This is a genomic window from Desulfobacter sp. (genome assembly GCF_050177295.1).
Window position 1 is genome coordinate 1 of sequence record NZ_JBFXHE010000265.1, and the last position, 6,281, is coordinate 6,281.

A 6,281-nucleotide genomic window follows, 5' to 3' on the forward strand; every position below is an offset into this window, starting at 1 on the left:
CGGGCCAGCTCTTTGAAACTGTCATCCGCCATCGCTGCGATGGCTTGAAATTCATGAAAGGTATAATCAGCAGCATTGACATCATGATCTGAAATGGCTTTCTGAAGCAGAAAAAGCTCTTTATCAACGCTTGCGGTCAAACGGCGGGAGACCAGTCTTAAAAGGAGAATCACGCTTAATGTCAGGCTGAAAATAATTAAAAGTTCCACAATAAATTTGTTGCGCTGCTGTTTTGCAAAGAACTGAATGTTTTTTTCAATATCATCCAAGTACAGGCCGCTTCCAATCACCCAGCCCCAGTCATTGATTTTCCGTGCAAACGAAATTTTCGGCACCCCGCGGCCAAGACTGGGCTTGTTCCATGTATATTGAACAAATCCGCCATCGGGATTACCGGCCGCGTTAATCAAGCTCTGTACAATTTTTATACCGTTGGGATCAGTGGTGTCCCAGAGGTTCTTGCCGACCAGTTCCGGCTGGACCCGGTTAAGCAGTCCAATCCCCTGATCAGTGAGAACAAAAAGATACCCCTCCCCGTGGGCATAAACGTAAGTTTCCAGACCTTTAATTATTTGGTTTTTAATCTCTTGGATTGAGGCACCTTTCTGGCCCAGGCGGTAACGCTCATAATTAATATAATCCACGGCCCGATTGACCATGGTCCGGATCAGATCTTTTCTCTCATTAAAAATGCTGTGCCGTATCGACGCCATCTCACTTTTAGCAGCAAACCAGGATTGAACAGCCAAACCTGTTACCAAAACAACGCTCAGAAGAATAAGGGCCTGGCGCAAATTGCTGCGAAATACGTCAGGCATAGACCGGGACAAAGAGCGGTCAGTCTTTGAAAAGAGTCTGATCAGGCTGTATCCCGCCACTGCAAAAAGCAGCATCCCCAGCCCGGCGGCAATGGCAACGGTCCATGTTTTTGAATCCGGACGATTGCGGATTTGGGTATCCTGTGGCAGCAGATCGGGATTTAAACCATGGGAACGAAGCTTGTCCCACAGGAAAATAGGGGCATTGGGACTGTCTGTGATCACAGGAGGAATGTTTTTTTGCTGCAGAATCTTCAAGGCAAGTGCGCCGGCTGTTAGTCCCTGATCCCGGGAACTGGCCAGCATGCCGCCGACAATCCCGTGGCCCAGGTAAAAATCCCACATGCCGTATACCGGGGCAAACGTGGCGCGATCAACCAGCTCTGCCGCCGTCTCATAGCTATAGTACACCCCGTCTTTATCCCGGTTGAAGAGCACCAGAAAAACGGCATCGTCCGGCGACACTGCGGACAGCTTTTGCTCAAGTTCAACCGTGGACAATCCGCGGAACCACACCGGCGTAAATCCAAAGCTGTCGGCCGTCAAAGCCGCGTCCACTTCTTTTGCAACAGCTGCACCGGTGGGGGTTGTTCCGGCAATGAGGTAAAGCTTTTCCGCTTTTGGCTGGAGCAGGCGAATCAGTTGAAGGGTCCGGACGGGATCGGTTTTTTCCACCACGCCGGTGATGCGATGCTCAAATCCCTCAAGCAGGGTTGGCTGAAAATTATTGATGCCGCAGAAAACAATCGGAACGTCAGGAAAAAGAATATTCTTGTAACTTTGAAGGAAAGTGAGGGCATTGTTATCGGAAAGGATCAGCAGATCAATGGGAAAGGTTTTATATTTCCAGTTCAGATATTCAAGAATGTGAGATCCTGCCGCTTCCAGCGGCTGACGCTTGCTGTCCAGATACTCAATGAAAATTTCAACGGACGCGCCTTCCAGCGCCGTTCTGATACCTGCTTCGATATTGTCGGTCCAGGAGAATCCTTTGTGGTAAGAATGCAGTATTAATACCCGTTTTGTGGTGTATGGCGGCGCAGTGCCGATCTCATAAGCTGCGGCATCCCCGGCAAGAACGGCCAGACACAACACACAACAGGCAATCAAAAATTCATAAAATGGGTGAGGCAACCGGAATTGCATGCAATAAAAAAATCGTACCGTTTAGTTACATCATTGAAGGAACCGGTTTTAAATAACTTTCCCATTTTGCTAAATCCGGGAGCGCGGGCGTCCCGCCCTCAGTAAAAATGCGGGCGGGACGCCCGCGCTCCCAGGTTAAGTTATCTCGGTCTCATTCCTAAATTAGGGCATTAAAAATAACCGCTTTACATATAAAACCAGGATACATTTAACGGTTTAGAATTGCAAGCCAGGAGAATCCAGGGTTTTGACCTCATCTTAACCCGGGAATTCACAAATATCGTATCCCATTTCAGGATGTGTTTTCAAAGGAAGAATTTGGCTATTTTATAAGAAAGTTATGAGTATTGAGTAGTGAGATTTAAAACAAGCTGTTTTTCTCAATACTCAATACTCAATACTCAATACTCAATACTCACATCTTTCATTCTTTGTTGTGGGCTGAACCACGGTGAAGAAACCGGTCAGCCCATGGCCGTTATACGAAACGATCCAATTTTATTTGCACGGCAGAATTCAAATGCTTTTAACAAACTTTAAGCATTATTTGCACAATAAATTGGGACAGGTGTTGTTTTCCTTCCTCATGGGCGAACTGAGCAAGATATTTTGCCGTTATTTTTCGTGGATCCGCATGATTAAATTTGGGCGTCACCCATATCGCACCAATCCTAATCCTGTTATTGAACGCTTTTTTTTGGGACGCCTTTATGATAGATTATATTATTTGCATCTACGCGGGCTGTTGGCGTGGATAATTCTTACGGGTCCGCCTTGATAACTATTGGGATATGAATTTTTGGGGAATTTATGGCGCTCATTTAACAATTGAAACAAATCAATAATCATATGACGACGGAATTAACATATATGGATCGGGCAGCAGGCGCAATGTACGGCCTGTTTATTGGGGATGCCCTGGCGATGCCGGTTCACTGGTATTACAATACCAAGGCCTTGGAAAAAGATTACGGCCATGTGAAAGATTTTATGAAACCTCGAAATCCACACCCGGACTCCATTCTATGGCGTTCATCCTATACCCCCCCAAAGAAAAGTGCTGATATTTTACATGATCAATCAAAATATTGGGGTCAGCGTGGAATACATTATCATCAATTTCTCAAAGCCGGAGAGAATACTCTCAATTTAAAACTGGCCGGGGAACTTTTGTTATTGATCAAAGGGCAGAAACGTTACTCTGAAAATGAATGGCTTAATCGTTTAGTCGAATATATGACCACACCGGGCCTTCACAATGATACATACATCGAAGAATATCTCAGGCATTTTTTCACCCAATATGCTCAAGGCTGTGATTTAACAGAGTGCGGCAGGAAAGATGAAAATCATATTGGTGGATTAAGCCTGATGCTTCCTATCCTTTTGGTGTTTGGTCAAGACAGGGATTATGCTCAAAAAACGGCATTATCTCACCTGGCTTTAACACACGATGGGCCATCCATGATTTCCGGTGCAAACATAATAGCAAAGATTGTTTTGGATGTTCTAAACGGCACACGCCTTAAAGATGCCATTGTGGCTCATTTCCTGAACGGAACGGATGGCAAGTCGAAACTATCGTTTGAATCATTACTTGAGTTTCCAGATGGTTCGGTGGTTGGAAAACACTTTTCATCAGCCTGCTATATGGAACACTCGATCCCGGCAACGCTTTATCTTGCCTATAAATATGCGGGTAAACCAGAGCAGGGGCTGATCGCAAATACAATGTGTGGTGGAGATAATGCCGGCAGGGGTGCTGTTTTAGGCGCTCTTTTGGGCGCTGAGGGCGGCTTTTCCTGTTGGCCTGAGCGCTGGGTAAGTGGTTTGCTCAAGCCTCCGGAAATTATTTCTATGGAGATGCTCGGTTAAAATTGGTACTACAACAAGAGATAGATAAAAAAAGGAAGCTTAAAAATGGAACTTAAATCTTATTTTGAGAGTACGGACGGAACAGGTATTTTATCGACTGCAGACAGCAATGGTAATGTCGATGCGGCTATTTATTCACGGCCTCTTTTTTTGGAGGATAAGATTGCATTTATAATGCGGGATCGCTTAACGCACAAAAACCTTGAATCCAACCCCCATGCAGTCTATATGTTTATAGAAGACGGGCCGGGCTATAAGGGGAAGAGAATCTATTTGACTAAAGTCAAAGAAGAGAAAAATTCAGAGAGGATCGCTTCTCTGAAACGCAGGAAAAAAGATTCAAATCCGGATGAGGATAAATTTCTTGTATTCTTTGAATTTAATAGTGAAAGGCCTCTGGTTGGTGATAATTAGCATCCCTGTTTAAAACTGAGATCAATTTTGCTGTACCCGGTTCAAGTTCTTAGACCCTGTAACTTTGGCTTCGATCCCCTAATTACCAAACAGGCTCTTAGGACCATGGAAATATAAGCAATGAACCTTATCAATATTGGCTTTTCGATTCATCGCCCGGAAATGATTCCGATCACTGAAAAGATAATGGATAAAAGACCTAAATTTCAGATTAAACCCGGGCGATTCTCTGTCGGTATGATTATGGAGGCCGGCCCAATTGATGTATGGCGGATAATTACAGACACATCCCTGTGGCCTGAATGGGGGCCATCCGTCCTTGATGTGAAATGCAATGACAGATTCATCTTATATGGCAGTAAGGGTTCTGTAAGAACTGTTGTGGGTTTCTCTCTTTCTTTTACCATTACATCTTTAAAAAAAGAAAGAGAATGGAGATGGGCCGTTGGCGGTGTTAACGCCACAGGGCATCGCATTATTCCAATTAATGCCGATTGTTGTATGTTGTTTTTTGATATGCCCATCTGGGCCATCCCTTATTCAATTATCTGCTTGGTTGCACTTAATCGTATCAGAAAACTTGTAAATTCAATTTTAAAAAGAGATGGGAAGCAACCCGGAGAAAGCTTCCCGAATTAGTTATTTTCTCGATTTTAAAGGCGATTGATAAACACTCCGGGTTAATTTGGGGGTATTATGCGATTTTTATCTCAATCTGTCTGGGTTTGGCTGCCTCAGACTTTGGCAGATGCAGCCGTAATACACCGTTTTTCAGTTCAGCCTCAACTTTTTCAACATCAATGGTCTGGGGTACGGAAAAATTTCTTACATATTCAACATCTGAGAACTCTTCGTAGGTGACCGAACCGGTTACAGACAATTTCCTGACACCGGATATTGATAAGGTGCCGTTGTCTATATCAACAGATATATCGTCTTTTACAACCCCGGGCATGTCTGCGTAGATAAGTATTTCGTCCTCATTTTCATAAATATCAACGGCAGGGGTTGCTTTATATAATTCCTTGGTTTTTTCAATATTTTTTTCTTCCTGTTTGACTATTTCCTGGCTCCTATCCATGGTAAACCTCCTTTGCATAAACTTTTCATTGACGATTTAGCTGATGCTGATTTTTTTGGGTTTCGCAGCCTCGTGCTTGGGAAGGGTAAGGTACAGCACACCGTCTTTTAATGTGGCCTCAACTTTGGTGGAATCAACATCTGCCGGTAGTGTAAAACTTCTGGAAAAAGACCCGATACCCCTTTCCGTTCTATGGGTTTTATAATTCTCAGGTGCATCGGGTTTCCTTTGACCGCTGATCTCAAGATAGTTCCCCTGAATTTTTACATTCAAGTCGCCTTTTTCAAGTCCCGTCACTTCCGCCCTGATTTCAAAATTGTCACCATTTTCATAAAGATTGGTCCGGGGAGCAGTATGTTCGAATCCCCATCTGTAACCGGATGATTTTTCATAGTCGCCGTAAAGATTGTCCAGTCTTTTTTGAAGAAGGTTCATGGCCCCGAACAATCTGTCAAGATCACTGATTCTCGTAAACATAACTATTCCTCCTTTAACTATTTGTTATTTTAGAATATTGATGGAGCGTTCGGGCTGGTAGAATCGACGTCTTTATGAAAGTTTTAAGGTTTGTCCATCCTATCCTGATACCTTTGCTCCCACAAAATCATCTCTATTTTTTGCCTAATTTAATTCTGTTTTTTTTCATGTCAATATAATTTTTATTACTATTTTTTAAATAAAAAAGGCCGATTCACCTATTGGGTGCATCGGCCTTTTTTATACTAAGTCAAAAAAAACTGAATTAATCTTCTACCTGCTTAATAACAATCAGCAGATCTTTTGCATCAACCTGTGTTCCAACGGATGTGACAATTCGTTGAACAATACCGGAGACATCAGAGAGCACATTGGTTTGCATTTTCATTGCTTCAATGGTAGCAAGAACATCCCCTCGTTCGATCTCCTGGTTTTCAGTAACGCAAACGGCAGAGATCAGACCCGGCATT

General features: G+C 43.5%; 7 protein-coding genes. 3 read left to right on the forward strand and 4 right to left on the reverse strand.

Annotation, left to right across the window (positions count from 1 at the left end):
* On the reverse strand, positions 1-1,928 hold a 1,928-nt coding region (locus AB7U36_RS16285), incomplete at its 3' end, for a cache domain-containing protein (RefSeq protein ID WP_428160759.1).
* Between the two features lie 885 nt (positions 1,929-2,813).
* Between AB7U36_RS16285 and AB7U36_RS16290 the strand changes: the two genes are divergently transcribed.
* The 3 genes from AB7U36_RS16290 (at position 2,814) to AB7U36_RS16300 (ending at position 4,892) form a co-directional block, all read left to right on the forward strand.
* A complete protein-coding gene (locus tag AB7U36_RS16290) occupies positions 2,814-3,839 on the forward strand; it encodes an ADP-ribosylglycohydrolase family protein (protein WP_428160760.1) in 1,026 nt (341 codons plus the stop codon).
* A 45-nt stretch (positions 3,840-3,884) separates the two neighbouring features.
* Entirely contained in the window at positions 3,885-4,253 is a 369-nt protein-coding gene (locus AB7U36_RS16295) for a pyridoxamine 5'-phosphate oxidase family protein (protein ID WP_287038920.1), read from the forward strand.
* 120 nt (positions 4,254-4,373) lie between these two features.
* Positions 4,374-4,892 (forward strand): hypothetical protein, encoded by a 519-nt coding sequence (locus AB7U36_RS16300; RefSeq protein WP_287561127.1) that lies wholly within the window; start codon positions 4,374-4,376, stop codon positions 4,890-4,892.
* Between the two features lie 55 nt (positions 4,893-4,947).
* Here AB7U36_RS16300 and AB7U36_RS16305 read toward each other — a convergent pair whose 3' ends face one another.
* The 3 genes from AB7U36_RS16305 to AB7U36_RS16315 all read right to left on the reverse strand — a co-directional run.
* Positions 4,948-5,334, reverse strand: a complete 387-nt coding sequence (locus AB7U36_RS16305) for an Hsp20/alpha crystallin family protein (RefSeq protein WP_428160761.1) — start codon at positions 5,332-5,334, stop codon at positions 4,948-4,950.
* Between the two features lie 36 nt (positions 5,335-5,370).
* Positions 5,371-5,811 (reverse strand): Hsp20/alpha crystallin family protein, encoded by a 441-nt coding sequence (locus AB7U36_RS16310; protein ID WP_428160762.1) that lies wholly within the window; start codon positions 5,809-5,811, stop codon positions 5,371-5,373.
* A 265-nt stretch (positions 5,812-6,076) separates the two neighbouring features.
* The coding region (locus tag AB7U36_RS16315) for a biotin/lipoyl-containing protein (protein ID WP_428160763.1) at positions 6,077-6,281 on the reverse strand (205 nt) is incomplete at its 5' end.

What these genes read in the sequence shown, in the direction of transcription:
- AB7U36_RS16310 (WP_428160762.1), bottom strand. Translation starts at nt 5,811, where the DNA reads ATGTTTACGAGAATCAGTGATCTTGACAGATTGTTCGGGGCCATGAAC.
- AB7U36_RS16290 (WP_428160760.1), top strand. Translation starts at nt 2,814, where the DNA reads ATGACGACGGAATTAACATATATGGATCGGGCAGCAGGCGCAATGTAC.
- AB7U36_RS16305 (WP_428160761.1), bottom strand. Translation starts at nt 5,334, where the DNA reads ATGGATAGGAGCCAGGAAATAGTCAAACAGGAAGAAAAAAATATTGAA.
- AB7U36_RS16300 (WP_287561127.1), top strand. Translation starts at nt 4,374, where the DNA reads ATGAACCTTATCAATATTGGCTTTTCGATTCATCGCCCGGAAATGATT.
- AB7U36_RS16295 (WP_287038920.1), top strand. Translation starts at nt 3,885, where the DNA reads ATGGAACTTAAATCTTATTTTGAGAGTACGGACGGAACAGGTATTTTA.